The sequence below is a fragment of the Phenylobacterium sp. genome (assembly GCF_030693625.1).
GTDB classification, from domain to species: domain Bacteria; phylum Pseudomonadota; class Alphaproteobacteria; order Caulobacterales; family Caulobacteraceae; genus Phenylobacterium; species Phenylobacterium ferrooxidans.
In genome coordinates, this window is record NZ_JAUYAF010000007.1 from 1 (window position 1) to 17,488 (window position 17,488).

Consider the following 17,488-nt stretch of genomic DNA (forward strand, 5'->3'; position numbering starts at 1 on the left):
AACGGCTGCGCCCGGGCCGACGGCTTCGACCCGTCTACGGTGAAGACCCCGCTCAATCGCTGGATCGTCGGCGAGACCACCCGCACCGCCCAGGCGGTCACCGCGGCGCTGGATGAGTGCGGCTTCGGCGAGTCCACCGAACAGCTCTACCGCTTCATCTGGAACCAGTTCTGCGACTGGTACGTGGAGCTGGCCAAGCCGCTGCTCACCGGCGACGACGCCGCCGCCAAGGCCGAGACCCAGGCCACGGCCGCCTGGGCGCTCGATGTGATCCTGAAGCTGCTGCACCCGATCATGCCCTTCCTCACCGAGGAGCTGTGGAGCCAGACCGCCGATCTGGGCGCACCGCGCGCCGAGGGCATGTTGATCTCGGCCCAATGGCCCGACCTGCCGGCCAGCCTGCTGGACCCGAAGTCCGAAGCCGAGATCGGCTTGATCGTGGCGGCCATCACCGAGGGGCGCTCGGTGCGGGCCGAGCTGAACGTGCCAGGATCGGCGCGTCCGCCGCTGCTGGTGCTGGAGGCCGACGCCGCCCAGCGCGCCGTGCTGGAGGCCAATGGGCCGATCATGGCCCAGCTGCTGCGGGTCTCGGAGGTCCAGGTCGCCGAGACCGCGCCGCAGGGCGCCATCCCCTTCGTGGTCCAGGGCGTGACCTTCGCCCTGCCGGTGGCCGAGTTCATCGACCTGGCCATCGAGAAGGTTCGGCTGGCCAAGGAGATCGCCACCCGCGCCAGCGACATCGCCCACGTGATGAAGAAGCTCGGCAATCCGGCCTTCGTCGCGAACGCCAAGGAGGAGGTGGTGGAGGAGAACCGCGAACGCCTCGCCGAATCCGAGGCCGCCAAGATCAAGCTGGAAGGCGCGCTGGCGAGGCTGGAGGCGGTGGTCTGAGCCGAACCGGCGTTCTGCCAACGGGCGTTTGCGTCGGCTCCTAGGTTATGCTTGTTCACCCACGACGACGCGGCGGCAAGCTGCGCACCTAGTGGAGAAAGCATATGACCCAGGACGCCCTGCCGGCCGGCTGGCCCGCCATGTCCATCGCCGACGCCAACGCCCTGATCACCGCGCCGGGATCGGCCGCGGAGGTCGAGGAAGTGGTCATCCGGGGGATCAAGACCAAGACCTGGAAGAACCTGCCGCCGACGCTCCGCTCGGTGGTGGAGGCCGGCCGCGCCCACGGTGAGAAGGTGTTCCTGGTCTATGAGGACGAGCGTGTCACCTACGAGGCCTTCTACCGGGCCGTCGCCAGGTTCGCCGTGGAACTCCAGGGCCAGGGCCTGAAGAAGGGCGACCGGGTCGCCATCATCATGCGTAACCTGCCCGAGTGGCCGGTGGCCTTCTATGCCGCGGCCTCCCTGGGGGCGATCGTCACGCCGCTGAACGCCTGGTGGACCGGGCCCGAGCTGGAGTACGGCCTGACCGACTCCGGCTCCAAGATCGCCGTCCTGGACACCGGCAGCTATGGCCGCCTGGCCGAGCACCTGCCCAACTGCCCTGACCTGCAGCGCATCTATGTCAGCCGCGAGATCGACGAGATCGCCCATCCCCAGGTGACCAAGCTGGAGGCCGTGATCGGCGGCGCCAACGAGTGGATCAGCCTGCCCGACCAAGCCATCCCGCCCGCCGAGATCGACACCGACGACGACGCCACCATCTTCTACACCTCCGGCACCACGGGTAAGCCCAAGGGGGCGCTCGCCACCCACCGCGCGGTCAATTCCAACATCATGGCCGGCGCCGCCTCGGGCGCGCGGGCCTTCCTGCGCCGCGGCGAGGCGCCGCCCGCGCCCGACCCCGATGCGCCGCAACGCTCGTCGCTGATCTCGGTGCCCTTCTTCCACGCCACCGGCTGCTTCGCCGTGCTGAACCCGTCGCTGATCGGCGGCGCCAAGCTGGTGATGATGCACAAGTGGGACGTGATCCGCGCCTTCGAGCTGATCCAGCGCGAGAAGATCCAGTCGGCTGGCGGCGTGCCCACCATCGCCTGGCAGCTCATCGAGCATCCCCTGCGGGAGAAGTACGACCTCTCGTCCCTGGAGAGCGTGGCCTATGGCGGCGCGCCGTCCGCCCCGGAACTGGTGCGGAAGATCAAGGAGACCTTCCCCAAGTCGGCCGCCGGCAACGGCTGGGGCATGACCGAGACCTGCGCCACCGTCACCACCCACGGGGCCGAGGACTACGCCAACCGCCCCGACAGCTGCGGCCCCGCCGTGCCGGTCAGCGAGCTGCAGATTCGCGATCCCGCCGATGGCGTCACGGTGCTGCCGCCCAACGCGGTGGGCGAGCTCTGGGCCAACGGCCCGCAGATCGTGAAGGGCTACTGGAACAAGCCGGAGGCCACCGCCCAGACCTTCGTCGACGGCTGGGTGCGCACCGGCGACCTGGCCCGCGTGGATGAGGAGGGCTTCTGCTTCATCATCGACCGGGCCAAGGACATGCTGATCCGGGGCGGCGAGAACATCTACTGCATCGAGGTGGAGAACGTCCTCTATGACCACCCCGCGGTGATGGACGCCGCCGTCGTCGGCATTGTTCACCGGACGCTGGGCGAAGAGCCGGGCGCCGTGGTCACCCTGAAGCCGGGCGCCAGCGCCACCGAGGCTGAACTGCGGGCCCACGTGGCCGAGCACCTGGCCGCCTTCAAGGTCCCGGTGAAGGTGAAGTTCTGGCACGAAACCCTGCCGCGCAACGCCAACGGCAAGATCCTCAAGAATGAGCTGAAAAAGCTGTTCGAAGAGGATGCGGCGACGGCCTGACTGGACATGCGCTCTCAACCGCTCATCCCGGCGAAGGCCGGGACCCAGGTCGCAGAGCGCCTGATGTTTCAAGCAGAGGGTCGGGTGACCTCTTCGGGATTCCGGAGCCTTATGATCTGGGCCCCGGCCTTCGCCGGGGTAAGCGGGGTTTTGTAGTGCCCAAGGTCCGCGCCGACCTGCTGCTGGTCTCCCGGGGTCTCGCAGAGAGCCGCGCCAAGGCCCAGGCGGCGATCGCGGCGGGCGGGGTCACCGCCGATGGTCGGGTGGTGGCCAAGGCCTCCGAAGCGCTCGACGAGGCCTGCGACCTGAAAGCGGAGGCGGCCCACCCCTATGTGGGGCGGGGCGCGCTGAAGCTGGTTCACGCCCTGGACCTCTGGCCGGTCGTGGTCACCGGCGCCGTGGTGCTGGACGTTGGCGCCTCCACGGGCGGATTCACCGAGGTCTGCCTGCAGCGGGGCGCGTCGCGGGTCTATGCGGTCGATGTGGGCCGGGGCCAGCTGCACGCCCGGCTCGCCGGCGACCCGCAGGTGGTGGCCCTGGAGGGGCTTGATGCGCGCGCCCTGACGGCCGATCTGATCCCGCTACCGCCCAGCCTGGTGGTCTGTGACGCCAGCTTCATCGGCCTGGCCAAGGTGCTGCCGGCCGCCCTCTCGCTTGCAGCGCCCGACGCCGAGCTCATCGCCCTGGTGAAGCCGCAGTTCGAAGTGGGCCCCAACCTGGTGGGGAAGGGCGGCTTGGTTCGCGACCCGGAGGCCCGGGCTCGGGCCCTAGCCGACGTCTGCAGCTTCTTGACCGCCTCAGGCTGGGCGGTGCTGGCCACCGCTGACAGCCCGATCCTGGGCGGCGACGGGAACGCCGAGTATCTGCTGCGCGCACGAAAAAGCCGCCCGGACTGACCGGGCGGCTTTCTCAATTCTCAAGCTCAGGTCTTAGTCGACGACCTGATAACGGCCCTGGTTGTCGCGGCAGACGCGGACGAAACGCTTCTGCACCTGACCGTCAGGCAGATAGATCGGGCTCTCGGCCAGGGTGCAGCCGTCCGAGCCGACGCTGCCCTGGGTCGACACGGCGTAGCTGGCGCCCCGACGATCATAGGCCTGATCGTAATAGCCGGACCGGTCATAGTCGTAGGTGCGGTCGGCGTAGCCGCCGCCATAGTTGCTGCTGCCGTAGTAGCCGCTGCCGCCATTATAATAGCCGTTCGATCCGTACTGGCTGCCGCCGTTGTAGTAGCCGCTCTGGCGGCTGGGGGTGCAGGCTGCGGAGTCCTTGCCGATCTTGGAGCCGGCCACCGCGCCCACCAGGCCGCCCAGCACCGCGCCCTCGGTCCGCGCATTGCGGGCCGCGACGTTGGAGCCGATGGCGGCGCCGGCCAGCGCACCGAGCAGGCCGCCGGTGGTGCTGCGGTTCGAGGACGAACGGCGGCAGGGATCGTAGTAGCCGCTGTCATAACTCTGGCCGTAACTCTGGCCGTAATAGCCGGACTGCGCCGAGGCGAAACTCGGGATCGCGGCGGCGGCGCTGAGCGCCATGATGCCGGCGGCGCCGGCCAGGGCGGTCTTGGCGAAGATCTTGGTCATGGGAACTCTCCCCCTTGGGATTTGATGAAAGACGTGCCGGCCTTAGGCGCGGCCGCTCGGCCGCCAGACGCCATCGCGCCCACGGCAAACTTCGAAGTTGTGATCGCGGCCGCCGTAGTACTCGCTCACCCACTGGCAGTTCTTGCGGCTGTAGTTGGTTTGGGCGACGCGCTTGGGATAGCCCTTGCAGTTAATGCGATTGCGGCCGACCTGGTTGCCGGCGGCGGCGCCCACGACGCCGCCGAGCACGGCGCCTTCGGTCTTCGCGCCCTTTCCGGCGACCTGCGAGCCAAGCACAGCGCCCAGAACACCGCCGACGACCGCGCCCTTGTGGCCGGACTCCCGGCGAGCTTCGCGGCAGATGTCACCGCTGCCATAGGACCGGTTAGCCTGAGCCGCGGCGAATTGGGGGACGGCCATACCCGTCATCAGGACGGCGGTGGCGGCGGCGACGGCGAATGTACGCTTCATGGTCTCTTCCTTCGCAGGCTCAAGCGGCGCCATGGCCCCGCTTTCGGAGATGAGGTTTGACGGATCGAACCTGAACGGGTCTTGAACAGACCCAGAAACGTTCTTTCCCGACTCCGGGGCGTGAATGGTGAAGCTGCCATCCGCCTCCAAACCGTAAATGATCCCGACCATGCGAAGTTCCAACCGCCGTCCCGAGCCCCCCAAACCTTCGGGTCCGCCCGTCGAAGTGGTCATCGAGACCATCGGCGGCGAGGGGGATGGTGTGGCGCCCGGGCCCATCTACGTGCCCTTCACCCTGCCCGGTGAGACCGTCCGGGCGACCGGGGCCGGCGAGCGGCGGGACCTGGACGCGGTGCTCGTCGCCAGTCCCGAACGCGTGACCCCGCCGTGTCCGCACTTCGGCGTGTGCGGCGGCTGCGCCCTGCAGCACTGGGAACACGCCGCCTATCTCGCCTGGAAGGTCGAGCGCCTGCGCAAGACGCTTGGCCTGCAGCACATCGAAACCGAGATCCTCGCCCCCTTCGCCTCGCCCCCGGCGTCGCGCCGGCGCCTGGCCCTGCACGCGCGTCCCGGCAAACGGGGCGAGGCCCGGCTGGGCTACAAGACCCGCAAGTCCTGGGACGTCATCGACATCGCCGTCTGCCCGATCGCCGATCCGCGGCTGGAGGCGGCCCTGCCGGCCCTGCGCCGCCTGGCCGCCCCCTTGCTGCAGCATCCCAAGTCCGCGCCGACCCTGCATGTCACCCTGACCACCGAGGGCCTGGACGTTGAGATCACGGGCGTGGAGCGCAAGAGCGGCGGCCTCAGCGCCGACGCCCGCATGCAACTGGGTCAGATCGCCGCCGAGGCCGGCTTCGCCCGCGTGACCATGGACGGGGAGGTTCAATACGGCGCGCGCCAGCCGCTGATCCGGGTGGGACCAGCCGTGGTCGCACTGCCGGCCGGGGCCTTCCTGCAGGCCGTGCCCGCCGCCGAGGCGATGATGGCGGCCTTCGCGGTCGAGCAGGTGGCCGGCGCCGAGCGGATCGCCGACCTCTATTGCGGCGTAGGGACCTTCACCTTCCGCCTGGCCCAGGTCGCTCCGGTCTACGCCGCCGACGGCCATGCGCCCGCCATCCGGGCCCTGACCCAAGCCATCGCGACGGCGCCCGGGCTGAAGGGGGTGACCGCCGAGACCCGCGACCTGGCGCGGCGCCCGGTCCTGGCGGTTGAGTTCAAGAAGATCGACACCGTGCTCTTCGACCCGCCCCGCGCGGGCGCCTTGGAACAGACCGCCGAGATCGCGGCCTCCAAGGTGGCCAAGGTGATCGGCGTGTCCTGCAACCCGGCCACCTTCGCCCGCGACGCACGCGTGCTGATCGACGCGGGCTTCAGCCTGGATCGGGTCCTGCCGGTGGACCAGTTCCTGTGGTCGCCCCACGTGGAGCTGGTGGGGGTGTTTACACGCTAACCTGCTTGGGAGATCAGCCGCTCGCGTTCGGTGTCGGCCAAGGCCCGGGAGATTGCGGACATCAGGTCGGGGATTTGGATAGGCTTGGCGGTGTGCTCGGTGAAGCCGAGCTCCAGATAGTGCGTCCGCCCGCCGGAGGTGACGTCGGCGGTTAACGCGATCACCGGGATAGCCTGGTTGGGGCCAGGGCTGGCGCGCAGACGCTGCAGGGCTTGGACGCCGGTCATGCCGGGCATCTGGATGTCCATTAGGGTCAGGTCGAAAGGACGCGAGGCGAGCAGGTCCAGGGCCGCCTGGCCGCTGGCGGCCTTCTCTACCCGATGTCCGAAGGCGCAGAGAATCTGCTGCAACACCAATAGGTTGATTGGATTGTCGTCGACGATCAGCACGTCGAGCTCGGCTGCCGGGGCGTCCTCCGTCACCGGCTCGGCCGGGGCTGAGTCCGGCGCCTGGGCCAGGTCGAAGATGGCCTCCATGTGGAAGGTCGAGCCCTGGCCGAGTTGGCTCTCGACCCAGACCCGGCCGCCCATCAGCTCGGTGAGCTGGCTGGCGATGGCCAGACCCAGGCCGGTGCCGCCGAACCTGCGTGCCTCCGACTCGTCCACCTGCGAGAAACGCTCGAAGAGGGCGGGCAGGTACTCCTCCGGGATACCGGGGCCGGTATCGATCACCGAGATATGGATGCGGACGGCGGTCTCGCCGACGGGTCGGGCGGCGGCCCTGACGGTGACGGCGCCCTCGTCGGTGAATTTCAGGGCGTTGCCGATCAGGTTGAACAGCACCTGCCGCACCCGGATCGCGTCCATCCAGACATGGCTGGGCAGGTCCTCGTCGACCTCGAGCCGCAGGGCCACCGCCTTCTCGTCGGCCCGCGCGCGCCAGAAGGCCACTGCGCGGTCCAGGAATAGGGGCAGGTTCTCGGGGGTGGGGGTGATGTCCAGCCGCCCGGCGTTGACCTTCGACATGTCGAGGATGTCGTTGAGGATCGACAGCAGGTGTTCGCCGCTCTCCATGAGGGTCTCCAGCCGGCTGGCCTGGACCGGATCAGTCTCCTCGCGCCGCAGCAGCTGGGCCATGCCCAGGACGCCGTTCATGGGGGTGCGGATCTCGTGGCTCATGGTGGCCAGGAAGTTGGACTTGGCGAGATTGGCCTGGCGAGCCACCTCGCGGGCCTCGTCGGCCGCCCGGGTCTCCGCCATGGCGTGGTCGCGGGCGGCCTCCAGTTGCGGGATCATCGCCAGGTTCGAGGCGTAGGCCTCCTGCCAGCTGGTCACCGCCCGGGTGGTGCCGTCCGAGATCATCACCAGCAGCACCATCAGGCAGGCCATTGAGATCATCAGGCCCGCGAAGGCCGCCGGGGGGAAGATCGCCACCAGGGTCCCAGTCAAGGCCAGGACGGCGGGACCGGCGAAGGACCAGAAGACGGCGCGCGACAGGGAGCCGCTGGCGCAGGCGACCGCCACCATGGACGCGACCGTGATGGCGAGATAGGCCAGCTCCTTCTGCCCGCCCCAGAGGGCCAGGATGGTGGGGCCGGAGAGGTAGATCGACACCCGGGCGACGCACAGCAGGGCCAACTGACGGAAGCCACGCGCGACCTCGGTATGTGCGCTGCGGGCCAGCCAGCGGGCGATGGTGCGCTGATAGAGGATGTCCATGGCGCAGCTGGCCAGGAAGGCGAGGCCGGCGACCACCGGATGGCCAAGGACCAGGACGGCCGCCAGGGCGACGGCGTTGAAGACAACGTGGATCTTGATCGGCATGGCCAAGCCCCCCAGCGTGAGCTGGTAGGCGTTCGCGTTGGCCGCGGGAGCTGTCGCTGATGTGGTGGTCGGGCCGTCCATGACCGATCATCTCCCCCTTCTTGCCGGGCCATCTAACAACAGTTCAATTAACTGACTGAAAACTCGGCAGCTTTCTCAAGGCCGCGACAGTCTGATCTAGCCGCCCGCGAACAGGTCGCCCTGGTCGCCGGTCCGCACGGGAACCCGGAATCTAGTCAGATCCAGGCCCTCGAAGGCGAACTCCAGGCCATAGCGCCGGCGGGCGGCCTGGAAGCGCACGGCCATCAGGTCAGCCAGCGGCCCCTGGCCCTTCATCCGGGTCCCCCAGTCGGCGTCATAGTCCTTCCCGCCGCGCATTTGCCGGACCAGGGACATCACGCGGCTGGCGCGGTCTGGATGATCGGTGGCCAGCCATTCGCGAAACAGGTCCTTGATCTCCAGGGGCAGGCGCAGGGCGACATAACCGGCGCCTCGCGCGCCTGCCTGGCTCGCCCGCTCCAGCACGGCCTCCATCTCATGATCGTTGAGGCCGGGAATGATGGGCGCGAACATGACGATGACCGGCACGCCGGCGTCGGCCAGGGCCTTGACGGCGGCGATGCGTTTTTCCGGGGTGGCGGCGCGGGGCTCCATGCTGCGGGCGAGCTTGCGGTCCAGGGTGGTGATCGAGATGGCCACCCGCACCAGGTTGGCCTGCGCCAGGGGCGCCAGCAGGTCCAGGTCCCGCAGGATCAGGGCCGACTTGGTGATGATGGAAAAGGGGTGCTGGAACCGGCCCATGACCTCGATGATCGACCGGGTGATGCGGAGGGTCTTTTCCTGCGGCTGATAGGGGTCGGTGTTGCCGCCGATATGGATGGCGATGGGCTGGTAGCGGGGCTTGGAAAGCTCGGCCTCCAGCAGGCGCGCCGCCTCCGGCTTGAAGAACAGCTTGCTCTCGAAATCCAGGCCCGGCGAAAGGCCCATATAGGCGTGCGCCGGCCGCGCGTAGCAGTAGATGCAGCCGTGCTCGCAGCCCCGATAGGGGTTGATGGAACGGCTGAAACCCACGTCGGGGCTGGTGTTCTTGGAGATGATCACCCGCGCCTTCTCAGCCGTCAGGGTGGTCTTCAGCTTCACCGGCTCGACATCGTCGGACGTCCAGCCGTCATCGAAGGCCTCGCGCGCCTGACTCTCGTACCGGCCGGAGGCGTTTGTCCGCGCGCCGCGCCCGCGGACCTGGGGCTGCGGTTGGACTTGCTGGGTGAAGGTGGCCATGCCTCATCCAAGCCGGCGCACGAGAACAAATCAAGAACTATTCGTCGCGATCGCTGCGCAGGGAGAGCAGGGCAGCTTGACCACCACGCCCGACGCATCGCTTGTGGCGCCATGCTCAGCGTGATCATTCCGACCTTCAATTCGTCGACCGAACTGCAGGATCTGCTGCCGGTGCTGGTGCCGGCCGCGGTGGATGGGCTTGTGCGGGAGGTGATGGCGGCCGACGAGGGCTCCACCGACCCCACCCTGATGATCTGTGACGACGCGGGGGTGGAGGTGGTCACCGACGGCATCGCCCAGGCCATGAAGCGGGCGAAACAGGACTGGATCCTGCTGTTGCCCCCCGACATCCGCCTGACCCACGACTGGGCTGATCGCGTGGCGCGTGGGATCAAGCAGGGGCGATCGGCGGGCCTGAAGGGCCAGAGCGATGGCGGCTCGCTGCTGGACCGGCTGAAGCCCGGACCCTGGGGCCTGCTGGTGCGCAAGAGCGAGCTGGGCAACCTTGCGCCCAACGCCGACCTCGCGGGCCTGCGCCGGCAGTTCGGGCGCCTCGCGACCCTGAAATAGGCTCAGTCGCGGTCGGGCGCGCCGAGGGGGAAGTGGGGCCGGAAGTAGCGCGCTTCGTCCACCGCTCGGGCGAAGGACGGCCGGGCCAGCAGGTGGGCGCGGTAGGCGCGCAGGTTGGGATAGGCCTGCGGAATCGGGTGGACCCAGTCAGCGTAGAACAGGGACGGGGAGGCTGCGGCGTCGGCCAGGCTGTAGGTCTCGCCCGCCGCCCAGGTCTTGCCGGCCAGATGACCCTCGAGCCAGGAATAGGCGCGGTCGAGCCGCTCACCGGCCAGAGACAGGCCGTCCTCGCTCTTCATCGGAATCCGACCCAGCTTGCTGCTGACCGCCACCTGCATGGCGTCCATCACATGCAGGTCGAAGAAGCGGTCGAGGAAACGCACGTCCAGGGCGGCCAGCGGGTCGGCGGGGATCAGGCGCACCGGGCCTGGGTGCTCGAGCTGCAGGTACTCGATGATGATGCTGGTCTCGACGAACTGGCGCCCGCCGTCCACCAGGAGGGGGAACATCTGCATCGGCCAGCGCCGCAGCCATTCCTCGGCGTTCTGCGGCTTGTCGGGCCCGATCTCCCGGAACTCGAAGGGGGTGTCGTTCTCGTAGAGGGCGATCAGCGCCTTCTGCGTATAGGACGAGAAGGGGTGGCCATAGAGGACGAGGGGCACCGGCAGCCTCCGGATCTGATGTGGACGGTCGAAACCTAACCAGACCAATTGCATAATGCAATCGGTATGCTCTAGCGGGCCGCCCACAGAGTGTCGGCCGCCGTCTGCAGGTCCCCGGTGACGCCGCGCCGGGCCAGGGACAGGCCGTCCAGGTCCACCTCGTCTGGCCGAAGGGTCCGGCCGTGCAGGCTGTAGCCCACCTGGTAGACGGCCCGGTCCGTCTTGGTGACGCCGTCCTCGATGAACACGGTCAGCACGCCGACGGGGACCCTTCCGGTCTCGGCCTTGGTCTTGCGCAGACCGTCCTCGACCCAGCTCACCTCCAGGCGCGGATTGCCGGTGGTCTCGACGCTGCTGGCGCGCACCTGCCTGGGAAACCAGATGGTCTGGGTCTGGATCACCTGCTCGGGCCGCTGGGAGGCCAGGCGGATGCGGTCGCCCGAGCCTTCCAGGGTTCCGGTCATCAGGAAGGTCTGCTTCAGCGCATTGGCGCGGGCCTCCACCTGGCGCTCACGCGCGGCGAGGGCCTTTTCCCGGGAGGTCTGGGTCCGTTCCCGATGGCTGTCCCAGTAGCCGAGGACGGCCACGACCACGGCCACCACGCCCACAATTTCGGCCAAGCTCAGCCAGCGCAGGGGCAGGCGCTTCTTGCGGGGTGCGTCGCTCAATCTGGTCTCCGTTGACCGCAGGCGTCGGGGCGGGCTGCTGCGGCCGGTCGCACAGAGCTAATCGCAGATTGAGGACGAAGCGAGGCGTCAGCCGCGCTTCGAGCGCCTGGCCTTCTTGTCGGACTTGCCGGAGTCTTTGACGTCCTCGTCTTCCGCCACCTCGACCTTGGCCGCGGGCAGGGGCGCGTCCCAGCGGGCGTCGATGTATTTCTGGCCGGTGGCCAGGGCGTCCAGGGTGCGGGACTCCTGGCCGAACTTCTTCTGGTAGGTCCAGTAGGCGGCCATGACGTGTTCGACGTAGTTGCGGGTCTCCGGCGCCGGCATGCACTCGATGACCATCAGGCTCTCATCGTCGTCGCCGAGCATCCGGGCGGTCTTCTGCAGGGTGGCCGGCCCGCCGTTATAGGCCGCCACCGTGCGCAGGATGTCGTAGCCGACTCCTTCGCCCATCAGCCAGGTGACATAGTCCTGGCCGACCTTGAGGTTGTAGCCGGCGTCGAACAACGGGCTCATGTCGTCGCGCAGCCGGGCGTTGCCAGTGGCGTGGGCCGCGGTGTCGGGCATCAGCTGCATCAGGCCGACCGCGCCGGCCGGCGATACGACGCCGGGATTGAAGCGGCTCTCCTGGCGCACGATGGCGTAGACCAGCGCCTTGCTGATCTTGAAGCCCTCGCGCGGGTTCAGGTTCGGGGTCGGATAGTCGGGCTGGCCCCGGCGGCGCGCGGGTCCGGCGGCGGCCATGTCCTGGGCCAGGCCCTCGTTGATGACAGCCGCCAATTGCATCCAGCGCGCCCGGTCTTCCGGGGTGCGGGCCAGCGCCAGGCCGGCGCGGAGCTCCTGGCCGGCCTCGGGCACGCGCCCGATCTGGGCCAGGGCGGCGGCGCGGTGAGCCCGGGCGTCGTCCCGCATCATCCTGGTCACGTCGGCGGTGGGGCCGCCGTAGGAGGCCTTGAGAACATTGCGGGCTCGCGGCTGATAGGCCCGGGCCTCCGACAGCGGCGTTGCGGGACCGAGGCCGCGCAGGGCCACCTGACGCTCGGCGATCATGCCGTAGAAGGTGTGGGGCGACCCGGCCGCCTGGCGCAGATGGGTCGCGGCCCGGTCGGAATGGCCGCCGGCCTCGGCAGCGCGGGCCGCCCAATAGGCGCCGCCGGCGCGGACCCAGATATCTTCCTCGGTGTCCTGGGCCAGCTGCGACAGATAGGTCTCGGCCTGGTCGTAGCGGCGCAGGCGATAGGCGGCCATGCCGGCGATCCAGCGTTCGCCGACCGCCCGGGCCAGCTCCAGGGCGCGCTTGGAGTCGCCGGAATAGAAGGCCTCGCGGGCAAGGCGGGCGTTGTCGGCGTCGAAGGGGCCGCCAGAGCCCGGAGGCACCAGTTCGATCTTGCTCCAGTCGGTCCCGATCAGGCCGGGCACGGCGGGGGCGGCCAGGTCCGGCGTCTTGCGCTTGCTGGCCAGGGTGTAGATGCGCTCAGCCACCGGCAGGTCGGCGTAGCGCGACAGCCAGCCCGACAGCTCGTCGAAGTTCGACTTGTGCGCCGTCGGGTGCATCAGGCCGCGATAGGTGACGTAGCCCGAGAGCGACGGGTCGCTGATCTCGATGGCCTGCATGGTGGCGTCGATGAAGTCGCCGCGGTCGACCGCCTCGAAGGCCCGGGCGTAGGCCTGGGCGTCGGCTGGCGTCAGGACTTGCGGGCTGCCGGCCAGCGCCTTTCCCGCGATCGTGGCGCAGATCAGGGCCAGGGCCGCGATCCGCACGCGCTTGGTCTGCGTCATGCCCACTCTCACGCCGCCGCGTCTTCGCTGGTCTGGCGTGACCCTTTTTCTCAACGACCTGGGAGGTTTAGAGCCCTTATTGATGAAGAGAAAGTGCGTTCGCGCCGCAGGAGGCGCCGTTAAGGACGTTCCGGCCGATTCAGGCGCTCGGTGAGCGTCAGCAGATCACTCCACGCCTTTTTCTTGGCCGCCGGTTGGCGCAGCAGGAAGGCGGGGTGCAGGGTGGGCATGGCCGGCAGCTCGATGGCGCCGTCGGCGGACTTCCATTCAAACCAGCGGCCGCGCAGGGACAGGATGCCTTCCTCCCGCTTGAGCATGGACTTCGCCGACGGCCCGCCCACCAGCAGCAGCATGCGCGGCTTCAGCAGTTCGATGGCCCGCTCGAGGAACGGCGCGCAGACCAGCTGCTCCCCGGGGGAGGGATTGCGGTTGCCGGGCGGGCGCCAGAACACCGAATTGGTGATGAAGACCTGGTCGGTCAGGCCGGCGGCGGCGAACATCCGGTCCAGGAGCTGACCGGCGCGGCCCACGAAGGGCTGACCTTGGATGTCCTCCTCCTGTCCCGGCCCCTCTCCGATCACCATCAGGGGCGCGGTGAGCGAGCCGCGATAGAAGACAGACTGGCGCGCGGCGCCCTCGAACTTCAGCGGACAGCCATCGAAGGCCTCGATGGCGGCCTTCAGGGCCTCCAGGTCCGGCGCGGCGGCGGCCAGGCGTTTCGCCTCGGCGACGGCGCTGGAAACGTCGGGACCGGCGACAGGGGCCGCGCGGGCGGCGATCGGGGCGGCGGCCGGCTTCTCCGGCAGGCGGATCGGGGCGATCTTGCCGGCCTCGATACGGTCATAGGGCTCGTCCAGCAGCATGGCGTCGACGCCGGCCTCGGCCCAGAAGGCGAGCAGGCTTTCGGCGGCGATGTCACGGGAGGCGAGGGTCATGCGTCCTTGTAATCGTTGTTGCGACGGAGTTCACCCTTGACCGGCGACCGGCAAGCTTCCGATAAGTCGGCGAACGGATCAACGCCGCGCGGCGTAAGGGGCGGGGAACCCCTGACGCGTGGCCCAGAGGAGTTGAGGGGATCATGAGCGACGTCATCGAACGCGAGGCCATGGAGTACGACGTGGTGATCGTCGGCGCCGGCCCCTCGGGGCTCTCGGCCGCGATCCGCCTCAAGCAGCTCGCCGAGAAGGCGGGGACGGAAATCACCGTCGCCGTTCTGGAAAAGGGGTCCGAGGTCGGCGCCCACATCCTGTCGGGCGCGGTCATCGATCCCAGCGGCATCAACGAGCTGCTGCCGAACTGGCAAGAACTGGGCGTTCCGCTGGAGACCAAGGTCACCCGCGACAAGTTCGTGATGCTCGGCCCGCAGGGCGAGTTGGACATCAGCTTCCTGCCCTTCCCCAAGTGGATGCTGAACCACGGCAACTACATCGCCAGCCTCGGCAACGTCTGCCGCTGGCTGGGCCAGCATGCTGAGAGCCTTGGCGTCGAGATCTATCCCGGCATGGCCGCCTCCGAAGTGGTCTATAACGAGGACGGTTCGGTGAAGGGCGTCGTCGCCGGCGTCTTCGGCGTCGGCAAGGACGGCCAGCCCGGCCCGGACTACCAGCCCGGCATTGAACTACACGCCAAGTACACCTTCATCGGCGAGGGCGTCCGCGGCTCCCTGGCCAAGCAGCTGCAGGCCAAGTTCGGCCTGACCGAGGGCCGCGATCCGCAGAAGTTCGGCATCGGCATCAAGGAGTTGTGGCAGGTTCCCGACGAGGCATTCGAGGCCGGTCTGACCCAGCACACCTTCGGCTGGCCGCTGGACAACGCCACCGGCGGCGGGTCCTTCATGTACCACTTCGGGGACAACTACGTGGCCATCGGCTTCGTGCTGCACCTGAACTACAAGAACCCCTGGCTCTCGCCCTTCGACGAGTTCCAACGCTTCAAGACCCACCCGACGATCCGTGGTTATCTGGAAGGCGGCAAGCGCATCTCGTACGGCGCGCGCGCCATCACCGAGGGCGGTTCGCAGTCCCTGCCGCAGCTCTACTTCCCGGGCGGCGTGCTGCTGGGCTGCTCGGCCGGCATGGTCAATGTCCCGCGCATCAAGGGCAGCCACAACGCGGTGAAGAGCGGCATGCTGGCCGCCGAGGCCGCCTTCGCCGCCATCGCCGAGGGCCGCTCGGGCGACGCGCTCACCAGCTACGAAGAGGCCTACAAGAAGTCTTCGATCCACAAGGAGCTGTGGAACGTCCGCAACTTCAAGCCGCTGTGGTCGAAGTTCGGCACCATCCCGGGCCTGGTCCTGGGCGGCGCTGACGCCATGATCGCCACCATCTTCGGCGGCTGGTCGCCCTGGGGCACGCTGAAGCACGGCAAGTCGGACGCCGAATCCACCGGCCTGGCCAAGGACTACAAGCCGATCGTCTATCCCAAGCCCGACAACGAGTTCAGCTTCGACAAGCTCTCGAGCGTGTTCCTGTCGGCGACCAACCACGACGAGAACCAGCCAGCCCACCTGAAGCTGAAGGACCCCAGCGTCCCGATCGAGGTGAACCTGCCCCGGTTCGCCGAGCCGGCGCGCCTCTACTGCCCGGCGGGCGTCTACGAGGTGCTCTACGACGAGGCCGGCCAGAACCCGAAGTTCCAGATCAACTTCCAGAACTGCGTCCACTGCAAGACCTGCGACATCAAGGATCCGTCGCAGAACATCGTCTGGACCACGCCGCAGGGCGGGGACGGGCCCAACTACCCGAACATGTAGGACAAAAGGGCGCTGAGGCGCCTGCCAAGCTTGCGGCGCGGACGGAAAGCGGTGAGGTTCTGCCCCATGCGTAAACTGCTCGTCTGTGCCGCCCCGCTCCTCCTGCTGGCCGCCTGCGCCACGCAGCCAGCCGATGATCTCGCCAGCCTCTCCGATCCGGGCGGGTCCTCCTATGGCCTGTTCCTGGCCGGCCAGAGCGCCCTGAACGACGGACGCGGCGCTCAAGCCGCGGCCTATTTCGAACAGGCCCAGGCCGGCGGCGCGGAAGACGAGCTGATCTCCGAGCGGGCCTTCACCGCCGCCATCCTGGCCGGGGACATCACCAAGGCCGCGGCGCTTGCGCCCACCGGCGAGGGGTCTTCTGAATCCGGCAAACGGCTGGGCCGCATGGTCAAGGCCGTGGAGGCCATGTCCACCAACCAGGGCAAGGCGGCCAAGGCGCTGTTGGCGCCCGAAGGCATGGGGTTCCCGCACAAGGGCGCCGCGGCTCTGCTAGGCCCCTGGGCCTCGGCGATGGCGGGTGACGCCACCGGCGCGGTGGTGCGGCCCGAGCTGCGCAACGACAAGGTCGTCGAGTATTTCGGCCTGCTGGGGCAGGCCTTCCTCTATGAGCGCGCCAAGCGCTACGACGAGGCCGAGACCGACTTCAAGGCGCTCACCGGCGGCGAGAATCCCGGCGACCTGGTCCTGCTGGCCTATGGCGGCTTCCTGGAACGGCGCGGCAAGCGCCTCGACGCGATCGCGGTGTACGACAAGGGGCTGGCCGACGAGCCGTCCAACTCCACTCTGCTGGCCGCCAAGGCGCGCGCCGCGGCGGGCAAGTCGGCCCCGCCGGCGCCGACCCTGCGCCAGGGCGCGGCCCAGGCGCTGATGCCCCCGGCGGCCACCATGCTGGCCGCCAAGCAGGAACAGATCGGCCTGGCCTATCTGCGCCTGGTCCTGCGGCTGGATCCCAACCGCAACGACGCCTGGCTGATGGTGGGGGACCTGATGGAGACCGCCGGGGATCTCGACGCCGCCCGCGAGGCCTACGCCAAACCCAGGCCTGGTTCTTCGGAATATGCCGCCGGCCGCGCCAAGCTGGCCTGGAGCTATCTCAAGGCCAAGGACAACGAGACCGCCCTGAAGATGGCCCGCGAGGCCGCCGCCTCGGGCGATCTGGATTCGAAGGTCACCCTGGCCGACATGCTGCGGGTCAATGAGCAGTATCCCGAGGCCATCCAGATCCTGACCGAGGTGATGGCGGCCCGGCCCGGCGACTGGCGGCTGCTCTATTCGCGCGGGGTGAACTATGACCGCGCGGGGCGCCCGAAGGAGGGTGAGGCCGACCTGCGCGCCGCCCTCAAGATCCGCCCCGACGACAGCGAGATGCTGAACTATCTCGGCTACACCTGGATCGACCGCGGCGAGCACCTGTCCGAGGCCCTGGGCATGGTCCAGCGGGCCGCGGCCTCGAACCCCAAGTCGGGCGCCATCATCGACAGTCTCGGCTGGGCCTATTACCGGCTCGGCGACTACAAGAAGGCCGTCGAGAAGCTTGAGGAAGCCATTGAGCTGGAGGCCGGCGATCCGGACATCAACAATCACCTGGGCGACGCCTACTGGCGTGTCGGCCGCCGCGACGAGGCGGAATTCCAGTGGAAACGGGTCCTGACCCTCGACCCTGACGCCAAGATGAAGGCCGAGGTGTCGGCCAAGCTGGCCTCTGGTCTGGGCCCCACGGGGCCGGCCCAGAGCCCCCGCGTCGCCGGACCCTAGGCCG

Annotated in this window: 15 protein-coding genes; 7 read left to right on the plus strand and 8 right to left on the minus strand. The window is 68.7% G+C overall.

Annotated features, from left to right (window positions below; genetic code table 11):
• From Q8N10_RS01005 to Q8N10_RS01015, 3 genes are all read left to right on the plus strand, one after another.
• Positions 1–891, plus strand: an 891-nt coding sequence (locus Q8N10_RS01005) for a class I tRNA ligase family protein (protein ID WP_305663850.1), incomplete at its 5' end; no start/stop codon positions are given.
• Between the two features lie 104 nt (positions 892–995).
• On the plus strand, positions 996–2,756 hold the full coding sequence (locus Q8N10_RS01010; RefSeq protein ID WP_304776594.1) for a class I adenylate-forming enzyme family protein: 1,761 nt from the start codon (positions 996–998) through the stop codon (positions 2,754–2,756).
• A 155-nt stretch (positions 2,757–2,911) separates the two neighbouring features.
• Positions 2,912–3,652 carry a TlyA family RNA methyltransferase gene (locus tag Q8N10_RS01015; RefSeq protein ID WP_304776597.1) on the plus strand — a complete coding sequence of 247 codons (741 nt, stop codon included), beginning with the start codon at positions 2,912–2,914 and terminating at the stop codon, positions 3,650–3,652.
• 33 nt (positions 3,653–3,685) lie between these two features.
• Here Q8N10_RS01015 and Q8N10_RS01020 read toward each other — a convergent pair whose 3' ends face one another.
• Together Q8N10_RS01020 and Q8N10_RS01025 are read right to left on the minus strand one after the other, a co-directional pair.
• Positions 3,686–4,336: a glycine zipper 2TM domain-containing protein gene (locus Q8N10_RS01020; protein WP_304776599.1), complete on the minus strand. Its 651-nt coding sequence runs from the start codon at positions 4,334–4,336 to the stop codon at positions 3,686–3,688.
• Between the two features lie 42 nt (positions 4,337–4,378).
• The gene (locus tag Q8N10_RS01025; RefSeq protein ID WP_304776601.1) at positions 4,379–4,978 is read right to left on the minus strand and encodes a glycine zipper 2TM domain-containing protein; all 600 of its coding nucleotides are present in this window, start codon (positions 4,976–4,978) and stop codon (positions 4,379–4,381) included.
• Here Q8N10_RS01025 and Q8N10_RS01030 point away from each other — a divergent pair.
• A complete protein-coding gene (locus Q8N10_RS01030; RefSeq protein WP_304776604.1) occupies positions 4,977–6,257 on the plus strand; it encodes a class I SAM-dependent RNA methyltransferase in 1,281 nt (426 codons plus the stop codon). The two genes, Q8N10_RS01025 and Q8N10_RS01030, sit on opposite strands and share 2 nt — an antisense overlap.
• Here Q8N10_RS01030 and Q8N10_RS01035 read toward each other — a convergent pair.
• Positions 6,254–8,101: an ATP-binding protein gene (locus tag Q8N10_RS01035; RefSeq protein WP_304776606.1), complete on the minus strand. Its 1,848-nt coding sequence runs from the start codon at positions 8,099–8,101 to the stop codon at positions 6,254–6,256. The genes Q8N10_RS01030 and Q8N10_RS01035 overlap by 4 nt on opposite strands.
• Positions 8,102–8,197: 96 nt before the next feature.
• Entirely contained in the window at positions 8,198–9,298 is a 1,101-nt protein-coding gene (locus Q8N10_RS01040) for a PA0069 family radical SAM protein (RefSeq protein ID WP_304776609.1), read from the minus strand.
• A 111-nt stretch (positions 9,299–9,409) separates the two neighbouring features.
• Between Q8N10_RS01040 and Q8N10_RS01045 the strand changes: the two genes are divergently transcribed.
• Complete coding sequence (locus Q8N10_RS01045; RefSeq protein WP_304776611.1) at positions 9,410–9,868, plus strand: glycosyltransferase; 459 nt, start codon at positions 9,410–9,412, stop codon at positions 9,866–9,868.
• Positions 9,869–9,870: 2 nt separating this feature from the next.
• Here Q8N10_RS01045 and Q8N10_RS01050 read toward each other — a convergent pair whose 3' ends face one another.
• From Q8N10_RS01050 to Q8N10_RS01065, 4 genes are all read right to left on the minus strand, one after another.
• Positions 9,871–10,530 (minus strand): glutathione S-transferase family protein, encoded by a 660-nt coding sequence (locus Q8N10_RS01050; protein WP_304776613.1) that lies wholly within the window; start codon positions 10,528–10,530, stop codon positions 9,871–9,873.
• A gap of 71 nt (positions 10,531–10,601) precedes the next feature.
• Positions 10,602–11,198, minus strand: coding sequence for a hypothetical protein (locus Q8N10_RS01055; protein ID WP_304776616.1), 597 nt, complete (start codon positions 11,196–11,198; stop codon positions 10,602–10,604).
• A gap of 87 nt (positions 11,199–11,285) precedes the next feature.
• Positions 11,286–12,974 carry a lytic transglycosylase domain-containing protein gene (locus Q8N10_RS01060; RefSeq protein ID WP_304776618.1) on the minus strand — a complete coding sequence of 563 codons (1,689 nt, stop codon included), beginning with the start codon at positions 12,972–12,974 and terminating at the stop codon, positions 11,286–11,288.
• A gap of 119 nt (positions 12,975–13,093) precedes the next feature.
• Positions 13,094–13,909 (minus strand): uracil-DNA glycosylase, encoded by an 816-nt coding sequence (locus Q8N10_RS01065; protein ID WP_304776620.1) that lies wholly within the window; start codon positions 13,907–13,909, stop codon positions 13,094–13,096.
• 143 nt (positions 13,910–14,052) lie between these two features.
• Here Q8N10_RS01065 and Q8N10_RS01070 point away from each other — a divergent pair, with 143 nt between their 5' ends.
• Positions 14,053–15,726 carry an electron transfer flavoprotein-ubiquinone oxidoreductase gene (locus Q8N10_RS01070; RefSeq protein WP_304776622.1) on the plus strand — a complete coding sequence of 558 codons (1,674 nt, stop codon included), beginning with the start codon at positions 14,053–14,055 and terminating at the stop codon, positions 15,724–15,726.
• A gap of 66 nt (positions 15,727–15,792) precedes the next feature.
• Positions 15,793–17,484, plus strand: coding sequence for a tetratricopeptide repeat protein (locus Q8N10_RS01075; protein WP_304776625.1), 1,692 nt, complete (start codon positions 15,793–15,795; stop codon positions 17,482–17,484).
• The last annotated feature ends 4 nt before the right edge of the window (positions 17,485–17,488 follow it).